The 20,257-nt window shown below is 38.4% G+C and carries 13 protein-coding genes; 4 read left to right on the top strand and 9 right to left on the bottom strand.

The genetic code is table 11. The features are described 5' to 3' along the window. Positions 1-4: 4 nt before the first annotated feature. On the bottom strand, positions 5-4,999 hold the full coding sequence (locus tag ACEW8O_RS10270) for a translocation/assembly module TamB domain-containing protein (RefSeq protein WP_373494540.1): 4,995 nt from the start codon (positions 4,997-4,999) through the stop codon (positions 5-7). A gap of 368 nt (positions 5,000-5,367) precedes the next feature. On the opposite strand from ACEW8O_RS10270, the gene ACEW8O_RS10265 reads away from it, so the two are divergent. Both ACEW8O_RS10265 and ACEW8O_RS10260 read left to right on the top strand, forming a co-directional pair. Next, positions 5,368-5,598: a hypothetical protein gene (locus ACEW8O_RS10265; RefSeq protein ID WP_373494539.1), complete on the top strand. Its 231-nt coding sequence runs from the start codon at positions 5,368-5,370 to the stop codon at positions 5,596-5,598. Between the two features lie 88 nt (positions 5,599-5,686). Continuing rightward, complete coding sequence (locus ACEW8O_RS10260) at positions 5,687-6,136, top strand: N-acetyltransferase family protein (RefSeq protein WP_373494538.1); 450 nt, start codon at positions 5,687-5,689, stop codon at positions 6,134-6,136. On the opposite strand, the gene ACEW8O_RS10255 is transcribed toward ACEW8O_RS10260, so the two are convergent. From ACEW8O_RS10255 to ACEW8O_RS10220, 8 genes are all read right to left on the bottom strand, one after another. Further along, positions 6,123-6,851 (bottom strand): hypothetical protein, encoded by a 729-nt coding sequence (locus ACEW8O_RS10255; protein ID WP_373494537.1) that lies wholly within the window; start codon positions 6,849-6,851, stop codon positions 6,123-6,125. The genes ACEW8O_RS10260 and ACEW8O_RS10255 overlap by 14 nt on opposite strands. A gap of 50 nt (positions 6,852-6,901) precedes the next feature. Next, a complete protein-coding gene (locus tag ACEW8O_RS10250; protein WP_373494536.1) occupies positions 6,902-8,215 on the bottom strand; it encodes a fibronectin type III domain-containing protein in 1,314 nt (437 codons plus the stop codon). Positions 8,216-8,286: 71 nt separating this feature from the next. Beyond that, positions 8,287-11,085: a TonB-dependent receptor gene (locus ACEW8O_RS10245; protein WP_373494535.1), complete on the bottom strand. Its 2,799-nt coding sequence runs from the start codon at positions 11,083-11,085 to the stop codon at positions 8,287-8,289. A 17-nt stretch (positions 11,086-11,102) separates the two neighbouring features. Further along, entirely contained in the window at positions 11,103-12,182 is a 1,080-nt protein-coding gene (locus ACEW8O_RS10240) for a phytase (RefSeq protein ID WP_373494534.1), read from the bottom strand. 188 nt (positions 12,183-12,370) lie between these two features. Then, entirely contained in the window at positions 12,371-13,915 is a 1,545-nt protein-coding gene (locus tag ACEW8O_RS10235; RefSeq protein WP_373494533.1) for a tetratricopeptide repeat protein, read from the bottom strand. A gap of 328 nt (positions 13,916-14,243) precedes the next feature. Then, complete coding sequence (locus tag ACEW8O_RS10230; RefSeq protein ID WP_373494532.1) at positions 14,244-14,966, bottom strand: tetratricopeptide repeat protein; 723 nt, start codon at positions 14,964-14,966, stop codon at positions 14,244-14,246. A gap of 9 nt (positions 14,967-14,975) precedes the next feature. Next, positions 14,976-16,394, bottom strand: a complete 1,419-nt coding sequence (locus ACEW8O_RS10225; protein ID WP_373494531.1) for a CCA tRNA nucleotidyltransferase — start codon at positions 16,392-16,394, stop codon at positions 14,976-14,978. Then, positions 16,391-16,864: a hypothetical protein gene (locus tag ACEW8O_RS10220; protein WP_373494530.1), complete on the bottom strand. Its 474-nt coding sequence runs from the start codon at positions 16,862-16,864 to the stop codon at positions 16,391-16,393. Before ACEW8O_RS10220 ends, ACEW8O_RS10225 begins: the two co-directional genes overlap by 4 nt. 163 nt (positions 16,865-17,027) lie before the next feature. Here ACEW8O_RS10220 and ACEW8O_RS10215 point away from each other — a divergent pair, with 163 nt between their 5' ends. Continuing rightward, positions 17,028-18,647, top strand: a complete 1,620-nt coding sequence (locus ACEW8O_RS10215; RefSeq protein ID WP_373494529.1) for a CTP synthase — start codon at positions 17,028-17,030, stop codon at positions 18,645-18,647. A 90-nt stretch (positions 18,648-18,737) separates the two neighbouring features. Next, positions 18,738-20,257, top strand: a 1,520-nt coding sequence (yidC, locus tag ACEW8O_RS10210) for a membrane protein insertase YidC (protein WP_373494528.1), incomplete at its 3' end; no start/stop codon positions are given.

The following is a 20,257-nucleotide window of genomic DNA, read 5'->3' as shown; positions in this document are numbered from 1 at the left end:
AATTTTAAATTTTATCCTCCTCAATATCTATTTCTTCTCGTTCGTCTGTTTCCTCCTCTATAATTGCTTCTTGTTTAGGAGCTTTTCTCCATAATTCTTTGATTGCATTGAATTCTTTATTGAAAATAAGCGAAATACCTGTGACAATCAGCTGACCATCTATCACAGACTCAAATTGGTTTTTCCTAAATGCTTTGGCCCTCCATTGCCCTCTGTTGTCCAACATATATTCCACACTTACATCCCCAAACAGTGCATCTCCCTGATTTACATCCTGACTGCCGCCTTCTACATCCACCTGTCCACCTACCGATATCACCAATCTATCATCCATCAACCGCTGTTGGGCAGCAACATTGAGTTGGGTACGGTCTGCAGGACCACCTGATTGGTAATCAGTAAAAGAGTCCAGGTCAAAATCGACAGAGAATCCGGATTCCCCAAACAATCTGTCTGAGAGTGCATTGAGTTGGGTTGAAAGCACCTGACTGACGCTTGACCGGGCAAGGCTGACAGATCCACCGGAAGTTCCATCATTGCCCATGACAGGAAAAAACTGATTCAACACCAGCAATGAAAAGACCTGCTTGACAAGCTCATCATCCTGATCATTGACCTGCTGGATCATACCGTAAACACTGCCTCCGAAAACACCTCTTTCCTGCTCAGACATATCAAGTTCAAAGGAAATATCGGGTTTCAGTAATTCTCCACCTATCTTGAGATAAACCATGAAATTAAGCACCTGCCTGAATTGGCCCCGGGATTCTCCGTCTGTACCGCTCAGTTGGGCCTGCATCAGTTCACCGGGCGATGTCCGTATATTATAAATGGCCGTAAGATCCAAGTTGGCATCCATTGGATCTCCATTCCAGACCACGGAACTTCCCTCCCTCAATTCAAATCTTCTGTTGACCAATCCGAACAGGTTCAGTTCATAATGACCGCTCTTTACCTCATACCTGCCTGAAAGGGAAATATCACCATTTGGATTCATTAACATATTGAGGTCAGCCTCACCTTGAAGCCTTAGATTATCCCCGGTTCTTTCATCAACAATCACATTGAAAACAGACTCAGGATTCACCTGCAAATTGGCCTTAACATCATAGCCTGCAACTCCCTTGGTCGAAATATCCATTTCTCTTTGATAGAGAACATCATAAGGATCTTCATGATTGACAAATATCACCACTCCGGTCCGTTCGATCACATCCAATTGGTCTTCGGGAACAATAAATGTAATATTGGACTCTTTGTTTACCTTCAACCTGACGATGACTTCCGGAAGACTCATCGATCCTCCAACAGTCATGTCCATATCAACATTTGCTCTCCCAAAAAACAGGTCATTATCAGCCCGGGTAGAATTCATGATCTGAAAGTTTTGTGTAACCAGTTTTAGGTTAAAGCCTACATCTGTAAAATCATCTGTATTGACCTTCCCATCGATCACGAAATCGTTTCCGTTGGCATCTTTGATGTTGAACTTATTAAAAGTAAAGCCCGAATTATCCAGGTTTATTTTTTCATCAGCAAGCAGAAATGAGGTGTTAAAATCTGATATAAGAAAACCTGCATCGGTGAAAAAGACTTCTCCTTTATAGTCAGGCTCCTGAACACTCCCACCCACCTTAATCCCACCGGAAATAATCCCTTTACCATCTCTTACTGCTCCATTAGTTAAGGTTTCCAACAAGGACATTTGAAAGGCATTTAGATCAAGGTCGAGGTCCAGGTTTGAACTGACCGAATCGGCCACAAACGTACCCACCAGATCAAGATCAATACCTCCATCTTTGAGAGAAAGGTTGAAATCATATTCTTCCAAGGTTTTTGCTTTGGCCTCCAATGCCAGGATCCCCAAAGGAATTTCCAAAACTTCCAATTCCCTGATTTCAAGGTCAGCCAATAGGCCAATTGCATCAAATGGATTTTCTACTATCATCTCTCCATTGGCTATCCCTTTTACCAAAGGATCATCGGGGTTCAAAAATCCCAATAGTGTGCTTAGTCTAAAGTCCTTGAAAATCAGGCCTAAATGCTCTGCTTCAATATCATTTAGCTCATTTGTGAATGAAAGGGATTGACCCTCTCTCGAAAAGGTAAACTCCCTAAAATCAAGAAATTTTGGTGCATAGGTCATTAAATTACCGTCAGGAATCGCCCAATCACTTGAATTCAGGATCAGTCCTTTTGGATTCACATGAAAAGTAAGGGTATCTCGCGCAAAGCTAAAATCAGCAAATAACTGCATCACTTTCGTCGTATCACTTCTGGAGATAAAGCCAAATTCAAGAATACTATTTTCATATTCCAACAATATATTGGTTTCACCCATATCGACCGGACCTACGACCATATTCTGAAATCCGGCGTCCAGGTTCAGCGTAGAATTGTCTCCTCTGATATCAATTCTAAAAGTATCCAGTTCGACATCTGTATATCGGACTTTTGAAATAAACACATTTGAATTCAATTTTTGAGCCTTTGAATCGAATAGGAGATCAAAATAAACCGTATCCAATTCCTCAATACCGGCCACCAAAAGCTGATCTATAAAAGGAGTAGGATGAAACCTGAAATCTGCTTTCATGGTGATTTCAGGCAATTCTTCCTCTGCAACTTCCTGTGCTATCAGTTCCCGGAGATAGTTTTCAATGGACATGGAAATATTTTCAACTGAACCCGTAGCATGAAAATCACCTACCAGGAAATCTGAATTGATCTGAAATTCAGAAGATTCAGGCGCCAATGCTGCGTGTAGTTCAACTTTACCTAGAGGATACTGCATCCTGTCGTAAATGAAAATCCCCTCTTCAATTCTTAATTGAGCTTCAAAATCATCGAAACTTCCTTCCATTGAACCGCTGACCTTCATCCTGGAATCAATATCCAATCTGGTCACCCCAAATGCCGCCGACCGGAATTTATTCAAATCCAAATAGAAACTGAATTCAGGATTGACGGTGTCCAGCTTGGCTTTCAGATCCAAATCAAAATCTAAAATCTCATTTTGAAATCCCATGTCAAGTTCAGCAATACCATCCTTTGCCTCTACGGAAAATCCCAATTCCGAAAAATCATAATTCCCCCAAATCAAACTGTCAATATCCATACTTATCAAACCATCCAAATCACTCAATTCAGTTCCTGAACCATTGATTTCTGTTACCAAAGTGATGGGCCTGAGTTGGGGAAGATTCATAATTTTGCCCAAATCCAATTGATCCAAAGCCAAAGTTGAATTTAAAAAATAAGTTTGGTTGTCTTTATAGTCAACCTTAAATGCTACATCTCCATCCGAGGTATTTAACAAAACGTCTGCAATCATCCCTTTCAACCCCCCTTTTGCTTTTGCCTCCAGCCGGATCTCTTCAGGAATATTGTAATCCAAATCCTCCAAAAAAGGATCAATTACCTCAGCTTTTGTAACAAAAACCATTTCTGTCAAATCAATTTGGATTTTTTCTGAATCAAGATAATTTGACATTTCTGCTGATACAATATTCAGTGAGGTATGTTCTCCATATTCGAGGTCAAATGTTGGAATGGATAGATTCTTTAAATTGCCTTCTATCTGACCATTGGCAACAATTCCATTTTTGAGCAGCTCTTGGAAATAGAGCTCTTGGTCCAATTCAGGTGCAAAATACAATGCTTCCGACCCATCAGTTTTCAGCCCTTTGATAGAGAGGTTAAAATCAGAGTTTCCCGGATTTTCGATGAATTCTGCCAGGGTCTGATAATTTAGGACTAAATCTGCTCTTAATTCAGATTTTGCAGTTTTGAGTAGAAAAGATTCTATATCCAGGTTTTGATCGGTGATTGAAAATTTTGTTGAAAACTGATCCAATAAAAGTCCGCTTCCTTCCCGAAATGAGATTTGGTCGACCTGAACTTTTGCATTTTTCTCCTTTAAGGATAGGCTGTGAACAGAAAAATTAAAGTCTTGCAGTTGTATGGCATCCGGATTAAACACCCCATTTTTTACCTGCGCACCCGATTGAATGTATTCAAATCCGATGTTTTCAAGATCAATAGAACCAACCTCTACCCACCAATCAGGCCATTCAAATGATCCTGATGACGGTTCATCAACCACTATTGGTTCCTCCACATTCTCAACCTCTTCCATTTTCAGAGAAATATTGGAATTTGTCAGAGAAAACGCTTCCAATAATATCTTTTGTTCTTCCAGATTGGCTTCGGGAAGTGACAATATAAGGTCATCCAAATAAACAATGGAATTAAGTCCATCCGGAACAGATTGGTAATCAAGATTTGTTTTTTGGATCTGAAGTTTATCGAGTACCAACAAGGGTAAAGGCAATTCTGATGATGTTTCCGGTTCTTCACTTTCGGGAAATACTTTGGACTGAAGATAAAAGATATTTGCCTCTTCAATCAGAAACTCCTCGATTCCAAAATCCATTTTGTTCAGTTCAAGATGGTCAATGTTCAAATGAATTTTTTTCCATGAAGCATTTGCCATTATCCCCATTAATTGATCATCATATTTCAGATCAAAATCTAACAGATTCACAGGACCTATGGAAAATTGTGGAAAAGGATTTGGATCTCTCTCTTCTATAAACTCTTTGCTTTCCTCAGACTCAGAAATAAAAGCGTCCATTAAAAAATCGAAGTTGAAAACTTCATTGACGCTGTCTCTTCGAACATTTGCAGTCAACCCTTCCCATTCAAGCTTGGATACAAAAATATTTCCGTTTTTAATCAATGGCCAAAAGGCAACACCTGTTTCCAGTTTTTTGGAATATACCAGCGTATCAGCATTCAGATCTTCCAAATAAAGACCTTCCAGGTAAATATCACCTTTAAATGTTATAAAAAGCCTGTCGATTCCAACATGTGTATTTGTTTTTTTGGAAACATAAGAGGTGGCTTTCTGTATGATGATATTTTGCCCCCATGGACTTCTTACAAACAAAATAGTGACCACCAATAAAAGCAACAAGACTCCTATTGCAATGCCCAAAATTTTGAAAAATGTTTTGATAAACTTTTTGATAGATTTGTGATTTTACCGGTCAACCAAACTCAAATATAAGGCTTATACACCTATATAAACGTACAACTTATATAAAGTGTGGTTAGACTCTTTTAATCATTTATTGCAGGATAAAACTCAAATGATTTTATCCGGAGTTAAAATGCAGCAAAATAATAACCAATTAGAGTGATATTGGTTATAGCATTACAAAAAGATTTTTTAAAAATCACAGAGACCTACAGGTTATTATGTTAACGTTACCTGTGCTTTAATAAATCATTACCATTGGCAGAACATCAATTTTTTAATCAAATGAAACTTAAATTTGGTTGTTGATTAAAAAACTGAAAGCAATGGATATCATTTTTAGTTTCTTGTTTTTATTGGTCACTTATTTTATGACTTCCTTGGCCATGCTACAGGTATATATCCCTGGAGGCATGAAATCATTTAAAGAGAATAATGGAAGAATCCAACAATTAATTGCATATAAAAAAATAATGGCAATCAGTTTTGTGATTGCCTGCTGTCTTTCAGGGGTTATGTTTTATTATTTTATATATCCAAGCTACCAAGTTATTTAAAGATTTTTTCCCTCCTCCTTTAGAGAAATCAAATTTTTTCTTCATTTTTCCATGGTAATCATTCTTTCATCCTAAAGACCCAATAGCCATGGACTATATTATCAGACCTTGTGAAGAAAAAGACTTGCCTGCATTGGTAAAACTATGTGCAGCCCATGCCCAATATGAAAGGGCGGAATATTCCCCTGAGGGCAAAGAAGAGGGCCTCAGAAATGCACTCTTTGGTGAAAATAAAAAATTGAACTGCTGGATGGTGGAAATCAACGGGAAAGTGGAAGGTTTTACCTCCTATACCATTGACTTCTCTACTTGGGAAGCAGCTCCTTTTCTATACATGGACTGTCTTTATCTAAGCGAAATTTGTCGTGGAAAAGGAATTGGCACCGATATTATGGAAAGAATCAGAAAAGTGGCCAAAGAGAAAAACTGTGTCAATATCCAATGGCAAACCCCGGAATACAACGCCATGGCCATCAAATTCTATGTTGGGCTTGGCAGTATCGGCAAACAGAAAATGCGTTTTTTTATGGAACCTTAGATTGATTTCTGATTTCATTGAGCCATACCAAGCTGATGGGGACCAGCCAATGTCCTGCCCTGATGAGGACTTCCGGATATAGTCCCAAACCCAATTCAGTGACCCTTGCGAATGCCGTGACAAATCCCCAAAATGCCATCCAATAAAAAACAGCATTTTTGGGAAATACCAATGTGCTTAATGCCACAAGTATATCGATTGTACCTATGACCTTGAGCACTATTTCCGCACTTGACTGTTTAAACCTTATTCCCAAAGTTTTTTCAGAGGAAATCAAAAGGTAATCAATAAATCTTGGATGTAATGACCATGCCTCAAGTCCGTGGGTGATAAAAGTAATGGACAATCCTACCAAAAGCACCCAGTATGCACCTCTGATATTTTTTTGTTTATTGGTAGCTAATAAGAGTATCCCAATAGGTAAAATTATCCTTATAAAATGAGATGGAATACTCCACTCTGTAAATGGACTACCTGCTTGTCTCTTAATGATATAGGCCAAGGCCAAAGTCAATAAGGAAATAATGACGAGCAGATATTTATCGGGTTTTAAAAAAGCTACAATTCCAAAAATTAAAAATACCCAAGCGATAATATTTTCAACAAGTTTTGAATTGGCTTGTTCCAAACCCATTTCCATAAACAGCATGGTTTCGATCGCGCTGCCACCTTTGAGATAAAAAAATACTCCTACACATTGAAGTAGTAAAGCCAATTTTAAAAGCCAAAGAACATTGCTAATCGAGACATCTCTCATATTGCAATTCAATTCAGATTTCGTGGTTTTACTTCAAATTGATCTAAGACCTCCCCATCCATACCAAAGGCCTTGATTTGGATCATCTCTCGAGAGAATGTGAGCTTGTGGACATTGTGGGCACTCATCGCAAATCCGGGAGGCTGGATAAACCATCTCGTACTGTCTGCAACTCGCTGGGGAACTCCAAGGCCTCCTTCTCCGATGTAAACAATACCTGTTTCATCATATTTATTGTTTCGGATAGGAACTGTTCTTTTCAGAATATGCCCATCAGATTCCAAAGCCAGGTCAACATTGTATTTTTCAAAATATGGTACCCAGGTATCCCTTACTCTTTTGAAAGTGGCATTCTCAAAATCTTTGACCACAGGATAGGCAGGTCTGTGATAATTGACCAAAAGCCATCTATTTTCTTTCCTCTTGTTTGATAGGTTTTCTTCCAACCAATCCCGCTGATCACCGGCAACACTGATTTCTGTATTCAATGTGAGAATGGCAGTTTTTGAGCCAAATTGGGTCGCAAAATAATAATCAAATCCTCTTTTTCTTTGAGTATCTCCAAGCCAGAAATTTTCTTCAAAACCGATTTGCATATCATGATTTCCCCTTGATATGATCAAAGGTAGTAGTCTATTGCCTTCACCAATAACTATTTCATGGTCCTCAAACCACCAAAATAAATGTCTCCAATCTGCCGTGGTACCATAATCAGCACCATGTATGAAACCAAGAATATTTGGATCTTCATCCATCAGTGACTTGATCCTTTTATTCATTTCCTGTCTGTCGACATGAGGAGTTCTACCTGCATACCTAGGTTCGGGCCCACCCATCCTTGAATCTCCACCCCATAACAAGGAAATAACACGGTCATCTTCAGGACCGGTTATAAAATAAAACTCATCTGAAACCAAATCATCCGATTCTACCACAAAATAATACTTGGTCGATGGTTTGAGATTTGTTAAATCTGCATGATGATAATATCCCTGTGGCACTCCTTCTTTTAAATCCTCATCTACCATAGAGATAGCTCCATTTTTGGATGCAGACACTTGAGAAACATAATTTCGTTTTTCCCCTCCCCTTCGTAACGAATCATAAAATACCCTATGGACCTTTCCATGTTCATGTAAAGTGGTCCAGGATATTATGGCACTTGTAGAAGGATTTTCTGTCCAGATGACCCGTAAATGCCTCGGAGCAAGTTCTGCTTTATCAATAAATACTTGTTGGTTTTCATCTTTTGGTTTACAGGAAAAAAAATAGAAGGAAAACAATAAGAATAAAGCAAGGATGGCTGAACTGGATAATTTCATTTTTAGAGGCTTTTAAATATAAAAGAACGGCTTCCAAACAAATTGGAAGCCGCCCAAAAGTAATCAATAGATTAATTGAAAAGGTCAAATTTTACTCCAAAATTGATCCTGACATTGTAATATTCCTCCTGCTGGGTCCTAGACCTGATCCCTTGATAGTATCTTAGAGGTTGATTGGTCAAATTATTTGCCTCAAAAAACACCCTCCAATTTGGAGTAAAGGCATAAGATGCATTCACATCCAAGAAGGTTTGTCTATCATAATAAGAATCATTGAAACTTATCCCCCCTATTTCGTCAATATATCCGCTTGCGTGATTCAAAGAAGCTCTCATCACAATTTTTTCTGTTTCGAATGAAAGTGATGCATTAAACATATTTCTGGCAGTTCCGGGCAATTTCAGTTCTTCATTGTCACGCCCCTCAATACCTGTTGTCCTCGAATCTGTAAAAGTATAATTCAGGAACATGCCTAGCCCTTTCCAAATCCCCGGAAGAAAATCAAACTGTCTTTGAATGGATGTTTCAAAACCATAAACGTTGGCGGTACCGCCATTTTCGGGTCTGGACCTTTGTATCAACTCTCCAAAAACCGGATCAATAACGTTAAATTCAGTTCTTTGATAGATAAAGTTGTCTACATCTTTATAAAAACCTCCCAAGGTGAAAACTCCGACTGATTTGAAATAATTTTCAAACATCAAATCAAAATTCATTGATGTTGTTGGTACCAAATTGGGATTGCCTTTTACCAAGGTTTGGTTGTCAGGACTGAATATCGCATAGGGAACTAAATCAAAGTAGTTTGGTCTTGCTAAGGTATTGGCCCAGGCAAATCTTAAAATCTGATTATCAGAGATATCATATTTGAAATGGGCCCCGGGCATCAGGTTGGTATAATTATCCGAAACTGTGGCAGACTGATTGAAAATTTCTTCATCTTCATCAAATTCAAATCCCCTATATTCCAGATTAGTATTTTCAAGCCTCAGACCAACAATAGCAGATAACTTTGGATTGAATTGAAAGTCTGTCATGACATATCCACCGGTGATTGTTTCTGAAGCTTGGTAATTGCCGGTGATGTACTCTGCGACAACATCTTCAAACTCAAACAAATTGGGATTTTTAAGATCCAAGCTACCTAAAAATTCCCTATCTACAAATCTCCCTGGAACATATTGCGGACCATTTAGGAAAACCCTGTCATTTTGTAAGGAAAAGGGCAAATCTCCCAAATTATTTCCATTTGAACCAAGATTTCCCAACGGTTCATATACGTCATAAGAATCTGTTCTTAGTTTAAATTTTGACCTCAACCTACCGCCAAATTTCAGAAGACCTTTATTAGAAGCATATGGAAGCCCAAAATCCAACCTGGCATTGAAATCCTCTTCAAAAGTATTGTTGTTTGACTCATATATTTCATTTAAGCCCAACCCAAGTTCACTTTCCTGATTTGCAAAAGTAGTCAATACTTTGAAAGGGTCTCTCATATCCAATATCATATCAGCGTTTCCCCTATGCGTAATATATCTTTCATTGGGCCTGTCTTCAGAAGCTTTTGCATAGGTTGCATTCCAGGTCATTTTGAGTTTATCAAATAAATGGCTTCCCGACAAAGTTGTGTTGATCACCCTTTGGTCTTCCAAACGGGTATTCTTAACCCTATCATTGTCAATACCACCTTTAGTCTGAACAGATGCTCTGCCACGCAATTGATAAACATCGTTTTGCAATTCAGTGAAGTTCCCATCATTAAATGGCCTATCCAATCTATCTATTCTCATTCTCCATCTATTTTCCCAATCATCTCTCCAATTGTACATCGCATTGAAGACGATAGAATGATTTTTATTGATGTCGTAATCCAAAGCCAAAGTTGTACTTCTTCTCACCCTTTGCACATTGTATTTTCTAAGATCAAATCGGTCCACTACTACCGGATGGTTAGGATTCTCTGTTTGCACCCATCTGGCTTCATAATTATCAGAACCAAAATTATGGTTATTGTAAGATCCGGAAAAAATGATCCCCAATTTATCATTTGCAATTCTGTCTCCAATAATCAAACCGCCTGTCCAAATAGGCTTATTGGAAAGAAAATTTACACCGGAAGCAGCAGTTCCTGAAACCCTTAGGCCATTTGGAGCCTTACGTGTTACCAAGTTTACAGCACCACCAATGGCATCTGCATCCATATCAGGCAGAACAGACTTATTCACCTCTATAGTTTGGATCATATCAGCAGGAATCAAATCCATTTGAATCCTCCTATTGTCTCCTTCCGCTGAAGGAATTCTTTCACCATTGATCATGACTGAGTTAAGCTCAGGTGACATACCTCTGATAATGATATCCCTGGCCTCACCTTGATCATTTTGCATAGTGATACCTGGAATTCTCTTCATGGCATCTCCAATGTTAGCATCAGGAAAACGACCAATTTGATCTGCGGCTACAATATTGGTAATATTGGAGTTGGTTTTTTGTTGGTTCAAAGCCCTTGCTTGACCTTTGAGCCTGTCCCCAAAAACTATAAATTCCACACCGTCGATAGTTCCGGGATCCATCTCAAATTTTAAATCCAAAGTTTGTCCATCTTGAATCGAGATTTCTTTTGTGACTGTGTTATATCCTAAGTAGGAAACAATCAAATTGTAACTGCCCGCAGGAACTCCCAAAATCACATAGTCACCCAACTGATTGGTGACAGAACCCTTATTGGTTCCTTCCAAAACTACATTTGCCCCAGGAAGGGACAAATTTTGATCGTCAATGACTTTACCCCTTAAAACTGCCTGTGCATGCAAATCCTGTGCAAACAGCATAAACAGGGAAATTGCTGAAATTAGTAATCTGTTTTTCATGTAAATTTTAGTTATGTTTATTTTGTTTCATTGATATACTTTTCCAAATCTTTCCAATCATAAATCTGAAAGGTTTTATCGTCCGACATGGCCACAAATAATCCTTTAGGAAATTCGGAACTGATATTGAAATTGATCACTTCAGAGCCATCACTCGAAACCGTGGACAAAGGAAGCTTTGTGATTAGTTTGTGTAAGTGGGGATTACCAGGTGTACCCTCTCTGGGAAAAACGTGAAAAAAATTGGCTTCCTGATCTGAGACTAAAATATAGCCAGTACCATCCTCCTGTTTATAAATGGAAATCCCTTCATGGTCCAATGTAAATCCCTCTGTTGCAAAAAGTGTGAGTTCTTCATTTCCTTTTTCCGGGTCGGCATAATACTTTCTTACCCCAACACCTTCGTCACTGTAATAAATAAATCCGAGTTCGTTGTCAACAGCTATGGCTTCAATCTCTTTGTTGCCACTGTATTTACCGAATTTTCGGACAAGTTCAAGTTCCAAATGACCATTGTCTGTCTTAATTAAATATTGCCATAGATAGGTGCCATCAGTCGGGCCATCCTTTCTACCTGCTATTACATAATGTTTTTCATTTTTTTTATCATGATAAACTGCAACACCCATCAAATCCCGGTAATCCTGCTCCGATTCGCCTTGATATATTTCAATTCCCCCTTGCTGAATTTCTACCATTTCAGGTAATTTGAAAAATCTCAATTTAGAAGTAAGCCGCTCTCCTGTTACCGCAAAATCAATATACCTATCACCATGATTCAGGTTATAAGATACATCCACATTATTTGGTCTCTGCAAACCTCTGACGACCAAAGAATCAATGATCTTACCTTTCAGATCAAATACATATAATGCCCCATCTTTATCTTTGTCAGTACCTATGATGAGACTACTTCCCGGATCAGACTTATTGATCCAAATGGCAGGATCATCAGTATCATGATTTACCATTTCCGTGATATAAACAGGTTCAATTTTTGAAAAAGTAGCTTGAGTTTGGTCTTCTTTGTTTTTCATGTCACAGGAATAAAAAAGTACCATTACCCCTATGATTGACTGTAAAATTTTAATATTCATTTGTATCTTTTTGTATGAAGCAAAATTAGATACTGGAAAAAATATGACCTATCATTTTATATTATCAAAAAAGCAACACCGGGAATTAAAAACGTTAACAAAACGATAACAGTAGAACAAAAAAACATTCCAAAATATTGAAATTGAATAACTTATATCATATTAATAATAGATTAACAAATCGTAAACTATATACTAAGAATAAATTGCTGTAAACTTTCTCCTTTTCCAAGAGCTAATTTTTTTCTTAGCCGATATCTTGAAATCCTTAGACTATCCGGAGAAATATTCAAGGTGGAAGCAATATCTTTAGAACTGAGATTCATTCGCATCAATGAAGCCAGCCGAAGCTCAGAGGGTGTCAAATCCACCGCTTGGTGATGTAGGTTTTGAAAAAAATTTTTATGTGCTTTTTCAAAGTTTTTTTTGAAATCATTCCAATCTGTATCCTGCACAAAATTGTAATCTATCATTTTTACTAAATTGCGAATGTTCTTTTTTTGTTCTCTTGTGTCTTTTTCAAGAGAATCCTGTAGTCTTTGCCTGATTACCTCGAGCATTTTGTTTTTGTCTATGACGTGCAATGTTTGAGCAGTCAGGGATTTGGCATTAGATTCCAGTTCTTTTGAAATGGTTTCATCTTTAAGTTGAATATTGTATAGCTCGGTTTTCATCAATTTTTGCTGTGTGAGCATGATTTCTTTTTCACTTTCCAGCAACTGTCTTTCTACTTTTGATTTAATATTTTTTTTACTGATGATCAACCAGCTTGTACCTATCAACAAAAGTATTACTACCACAAAAAGTATTCGGATTTTTGCATCAAAAGCTTTTAATTGTTCCAATTCGATTATTTGCTGATCTTTTAATTTGATCAGAAACAATTCTTCCATCAAAGCCATTTGGGTGGCTGTTTCTTTATTATAAATCTCCCGGTACACTATTCTGCTGCTATCAAGGTAATTATAAGCTTTTTGGAAATCCTTCAATTCAAAATAACTCCGTGCAAGATCTCTCAGCGCACTGCTTTCTTCATAAGGTTGATCCAAAACTCTGCTAAGTGCCAGGGCTTCATTGGTAATTTCAAGCCCCTGCTCAATTTCTCCATTCTTCCTATATATATCACCAAGGTTATTCAAGGTACTGATCATGTTTAAACTGTCCCCAGATTCAATTTTTAAACCCAAAGCTTTTTGGAAATAATATGAAGCTGAGTCAAAAATTTCGAGATCCTCATATATACTCCCTAGATTCTCATTTATTTCAGCACTCAGATCATCTCTTTTCAATTTTTTAAAAATTGATATTGCAGTCCATTGGTGTTTGAGAGCTTTTTGATATTCCTGCCTTTTTTCGTAAATGAAGCCAATTAAACCAATAGAAATTGCTTTTCGGATTTCATCATTGATCTTTTCAGTTAGGTCAAAGGCTTTTTGATGAAGTGAAAGCGCATCATCCAATTTTTGGGTTTTGTAAGCTATTTTCCCTCTGAAGTTATAATTATCAATTAATAGCGGATCGAATTCTTCCTTTAAAAGTAATTCTTCCACCAATAGGAGATTGTTGGCAGACTCGGCGTAAATGCCTTTAAAATACAATAATTTACCCAACAGATGGTGAATCCTTGCCAATAGCAAATTATCTTCCGTTTCCTTACCCAATTCTAAGGCTTTTATTGCGAAAAAATAGCTTGAGTCAGGTTCAGAATTGATTGTTCTTTCTGCTTTTAACATAAAATTTCCTATATCATTTTTCCGATCCAAAACTTGTCTAGAAAACAGACTTGCATGAAAAGATAGAAAAAGAAAAAAAATAAGGCACCGTTTAAACATCATATGCAAAGATGTTTATCGGAAATTAAATATGTGTTATGAAAATGTTTTCCCTATGTTAAATAATGATTTTATCTGCACTAATAACCTTTTAAAAATAAAATAAATCCTAATGGTTGATTGATTTCAGTCCTTCTATCTTTAGAAAATACTCCTTATTTAATTGGGGTTATTTAAAAAAAAAAATAGCCTGCTGTTTAACAACAGGCTTTTGTAAGTCTGGGAATGTTTACATCTTCTGTACCTCTTTCATGTTTTCCTGTGCCAATTCAAAATTGGGCTGAAGTTCCAAGGCTTGGGAAATGGCTTCTCTGGCTTCGGTTTTATTTTTCTGGGACATGTACACCATTCCTTTCAGGTTTAATGCTGCTGCTTTAAGGGTCACTTCCTGTTGGGTATTGTCCTCTTTCGGAAATCCGACCTTTTCTTCGCTTGATTTATTGTTTTTTACCAGCATATTGATCGAATTCAAGGACTCTTCATGGCGGTCAAGTGAATACTGCATATAAGCAGTTTTATAAAGACTGAATAGGTTTCCGGTCAAAAGATAGTGGCGTTCGAAATTAGGGAGTGCCCTGTCCAAGGCGCCCAACTGCTCCAAAGAGTACGCGGCTATTTCAAGACCTGTCAAACTTTTGTCACTGGCTTCTAGAACATCCAAAGCAGCGATAGCTGCCGAGGTATATTGCCCTGACTCGAAATACAGCGAAGCGAGGGTTTCTGCATACTGAATGTTGGTGGGGTTTCGTTCTATCAATTCTAACAGTTTAATCCTTGCCGCAGGCAGGTCATTGTACCTTAGGGCCAATTGATAAACTTTCCTGTCAGATTCATTCCTCTTTCTATTTGTTTCGGTGTCCTGTTGTGCCGGCTGTGCAGGCTGTTCATTTTGTCCAAATACGGTAACCGTCGCCATTATCAGCAATACGGCGGTCATTATCAGTTTATTCATTTTCATAAGTTATTTATTAGAGGTTATACCTTTCCGGGCGGCTAATTTATACAATAAGTTCAAAGCTTCATCTTTATTGTTTTGAATTTGTCCATCCAGGATTGCTTCTTTTATTTCTTCTTTGAGTTCTCCAACGATTTTGGAAGGATTGAGATCAAACATTTCCATGATTTCTTCTCCCGAGACAGGAGGCTGAAAGTTACGCACATGATCTTTTCCTTCCACCTCCAAGATCTTCTGCTCAACTTTGTCAAAATTGGCCAAAAATTTTTGGACCTTATTATTGTTTTTGGAGGTGATATCAGCCCGGCAAAGTTTCATGAGATCATCCACATCATCCCCTGCATCAAAAAGCAACCTCCTGATGGCCGAATCGGTTACTTTATCCGAAACCAGAGCTATCGGCCTGAGATGAAGCTTGACGAGTTTTTGGACATATTTCATCCTGTCATCCATCGGAAGCTTCATCCTTCTGAAAATCCCCGGAACCATTCTGGCACCCTTATCCTCATGACCATGAAATGTCCAACCTACTTTATTATTGAATCTTTTTGTAGCAGGTTTGGCAATATCATGCATAATGGCCGCCCATCGCAACCAAAGATCATCAGTCACTGAAGAAATGTTATCCAATACCTGAAGGGTATGGTAAAAATTGTCCTTATGGGTCTTGTCCCCGACCGAATCAACCCCCTGAAGTTCTACCATCTCCGGAAAAATCTCATTTAACAGTTTGCTGACAAACAATAACTTGAAACCATAAGAAGGTTTGTCAGTCATGATGATTTTATTGAGTTCATCGATAATTCTCTCCGCCGAAACGATCTGTATCCTATGGGCATCATGGACGATGGCAAGAAACGTGTCCGGCTCAATATCAAATTTCAGCTGGGCAGCAAACCTAATGGCCCGCATCATTCTCAATGGATCATCGGAAAACGTGATGATCGGGTCAGTCGGGGTCTTGATGATCTTCCTCTTGATATCTCCCATCCCGTCAAAAGGATCGATCATATCCCCGAAATTGTGGGCATTGACAGATATCGCCATGGCATTGATGGTAAAATCCCTACGTTCCTGATCTTGCTGCAAAGTACCATCCTCTACTATAGGCTTTCGGGAGTCATGTCTGTAGGATTCCCTTCGTGCACCTACAAATTCGACTTCCCATTCTTCCAATCGGATATTGGCTGTACCGAAATTTTTGAAAACCGAAAGTGGCACATGTTGTTCAAAACTATCTGCTACTTTTTGGGCCAATGCTATCCCACTGCCCACACAGACAAAGTCAATATCCTTGCAAGGTCGGTTTAAAATCAGGTCTCGGACATACCCTCCCACTACGTAGGTTTCCAAGCCCATGCTATCAGCTATCTTACCGACACGGCCAAAAATCCCGATCTGATTTAAATGTTCCTTAAAATTCATGCTTTCAATATTCTGATATCCCCATCCGGACTCAAAAAGATTTCTTTTGTTCCAGCGCTCAAAAGTGGGAAGTACTCTCTGGTTTCGAAATCAAAATTTTCTGATTTAACATATTGAAGGATCAGAGGTTGGGAATAGGCAAATAACAACCTGTTCCAAAAATCCTTTCGGATAACAGCAAACTTCACCATCCCTTCATTGATAGGCCCTGTTTTCAAAACCCTGTTTATTGGTGTGTGATAGATAGTGGGTTTTGAGGCAAACTCTATGATATCCAAAGACACATCAGAAAATGGCTCAGCCACGGATCTGATCTGAAAAAGATCAAAAAAGAGAAAGATGCCCTCCCAATCATCTATTGCAGCATCCCATTTGGAAATTTCAATCAATTCCATAATAGTGCCTTTACCATCTTTGATCTTGATTCTTCCATTTTCTTTTAGGGCACTGACTGCTTCTTTGATTTCCATCTCGAATTTTTCCTTCAAAAATAAGGTAGATAATTGTAAGGAGCGATAAAGGGATATATAAAGTTTCAAAATTTCCTTTCTGCAATCCGCCTCCAAATCAAATATTTTACCTAATTTTGAATCCCATAAGAATCAAAACAAATCATAACTTCCTTCTATTCTTATGGGTTCATCCACCAAATATATCTTTATTACCGGAGGCGTAACATCTTCCCTTGGCAAAGGCATCATAGCCGCTTCACTTGCAAAATTGCTACAAGCCAGGGGTTTCATTGTTACCATCCAAAAGTTCGACCCTTATCTTAACATTGACCCGGGGACACTCAATCCTTATGAACATGGCGAATGTTATGTGACAGAGGATGGAGCAGAAACAGACCTAGATTTGGGACATTATGAGAGATTTCTTAACTCTACCACCTCCCAAGCTAACAATGTAACGACAGGAAGAATCTACAACAATGTCATCACCAAAGAGAGAAAAGGCGAATATTTGGGAAAAACCGTACAGGTAATCCCCCACATTACGGATGAAATCAAAAGAAACTTCTTCAAACTTGGCGATGAAGGGAAATATGATGTCATTATCACCGAAATCGGTGGATGTGTGGGCGATATTGAATCTTTACCGTTTATAGAAGCAGTCAGGCAGGCCAAATGGGATATCGGCAGCAACAATATTCTGGTCATTCATCTGACTTTGATTCCGTATCTTGCCGCGGCTAAAGAGCTAAAAACCAAACCTACCCAACATTCGGTAAAGCAATTACTGGAAGCCGGTATTCAGCCAGACATTTTGGTTTGCCGGTCGGAACATCATTTACCGTTGGATGTAAAGAAAAAGCTCGCCCTCTTCTGTAATGTGGAGCTCAGTTGCGTGATCGAGGCAATGGATGCGGATACCATCTATGATGTTCCTTTATTGATGAAAAAGGAAAAACTCGATGAAAGGGTATTGACCAAGCTGAAATTGAGTTCCAAAAACAATATAGAACTCGAGCAATGGAAAGATTTTCTGGGGAGGCTCAAAAATCCGACGCAGGAAGTAAATATAGGTCTTGTGGGGAAATATGTTTCCTTGCCTGATGCATATAAGTCAATTATTGAATCCTTTATCCATGCAGGAGCAGTATCCGAATGTAAGGTAAACCTAAGTCTGATTTCTTCTGAAGAACTTCATACGGAAAGTATCAGTAAAAAACTGCAGGATCTTGATGGGATTTTGGTAGCACCGGGTTTTGGTGAAAGAGGGCTTGAAGGAAAGATAGAAACTGTTAAATTTGCCCGCGAAAACAATATTCCCTTTTTCGGTATTTGTTTGGGAATGCAGGTAGCTGTGATTGAATTTGCTAGGAATGTTATCGGTCTGGAAAAAGCAAACAGTACTGAAATGGATCCAAATACTCCCCATCCGGTCATTGACCTGATGGAAGAGCAAAAAAATATCGATCAAATGGGCGGCACCATGAGGTTGGGTTCTTATCCCTGTGAAATAAAAAAAGGCAGTAAGGCTGCCCAAGCTTATGGAAAAACCAAAACCATGGAAAGGCATAGACACAGGTATGAATTCAACAACAAATACATGGAACAATTTCAGGATAAAGGCATGATCCCATCAGGAATAAATCCTGATTCAGGGCTGGTTGAAATTATAGAGTTAAAAAATCATCCTTGGTTTGTTGGTACACAGTTTCATCCGGAATATAAAAGCACTGTACTGAATCCACATCCTTTGTTTGTGAGGTTTGTACGGGCGACCATTGAAAATAAAAAAATTAAATAATTACATTTTTGTCTGTCATAAAAACACCTTGAATATACCCATTGGGTATTTTGGTCAAGTTTTATAGATAGTCAGTATCATTCAGTTATTATGGATAGAAACCAAGCGACAGGACTGATCCTATTCGCAGCAGTATTGTTGATATATTCGATTTTCTTTGCAAGTTCTCCGGAACCTATTGTAACAGACGATCAGAATACCACTCAGGAAGTTGTAAGCAAAGAAGAATCTGATTCCATCCTGAAAATACCGCAAACCGAGCCTGACAGCATTCAGGATATTATAGCACAGAGACAATTTGGTGCCTTTGCGGCATTTACCAAAGGCCGAGAGGAAGATGTTGTACTGGAAAATGATAAAATGACAGTTACTTTCTCGACCAAAGGAGCAGAAATACGCAAAGTAGTCCTGAAAGAATACAAGACCTGGGACCAAAGACCTTTGGTGATTTTGGATGAAAACAGTTCCGATCTCGATTATAAGATCCAGACTGATAAAGGCCTCCTGAGTTTGAATGAGTTCTATTTCAATTCCACCCTTTCGACAATTGACATAGAAGGCGTTAAAGCTTCTGTATTGACCTTCATAGCTCAATCAGGTTCCGGACAGATCATAAGGACATACACACTTCCTGATGAACAATATGTATTAAATAAAAGCTTGGAGTTCGTTGGATTGACGGGAAATCTTACAGATTCAAATATTCAGATCACTTGGGATGACAATTTACTCAAACAGGAAGCAGATATTGAAGAGTCACGAAGGAAAACCAACATTAACTTCTTTAAAAGTTCAGAAAAGTATGATTATCTGAGCTTAACGTCAGATTCTGATGATGATGAAGTCAACGAACCATTGAAATGGGTGAGTTTCAGCCAGAGATTTTTCACTACAGGTATCATTGCAGGAAATCAGTTTAATGCGGCAAAATTGGAGCAGGTAACTCCAAATGACACGCTTTCGGTAAAAAATATGAAAGTTGCCCTCGTCCTGCCCTTGGAAAATGGCAGGGCAGAAGTAAGCTATTTCTTTGGCCCAAACAATTACAATCTGCTAAGAAAAATTACTCCTGGATTTGAAAACAACGTGGACATGGGTTATTTCTTTGTCAGTTGGGTCAACAAGTATATCATCGTCAATCTGTTCCAGTTTCTTGAAAAATACTTTTCCAATTATGGTGTGATCATCATTTTGATAGTACTGATCATCAAATTGGCACTGTCACCTTTAACATACAAGTCCTATATAGGTATGGCCAAGATGAGGGTCATCAAACCTGAGATTGATGAATTGAAGGCCAAGTATCCTGATGATCCTACCAAAATGCAGCAAGAGCAGATGAAGCTCTTTGGACAATTGGGTGTAAGCCCCATTTCCGGATGTTTGCCCATGGTATTCCAAATGCCGTTCCTGTTTGCCATGTTCTTTTTCTTTCCCAATTCCATAGAACTAAGACAGGAATCCTTCCTTTGGGCGCATGATCTTTCGACATACGATTCTATCATGAGCCTGCCGTTTACCATTCCTTTTTATGGTGCGCACGTCAGTTTGTTTACCATTCTGATGACAGTATCACAGATCGCCTATACTCATTTCAACAATCAGTTGAC

The organism is Aquiflexum sp. (genome assembly GCF_041749095.1).
In the GTDB taxonomy this organism is placed as follows: Bacteria; Bacteroidota; Bacteroidia; order Cytophagales; family Cyclobacteriaceae; genus Aquiflexum.
Note: the sequence above shows the minus strand (reverse complement) of the source record. Positions and strands in the feature narration are given on the sequence as shown.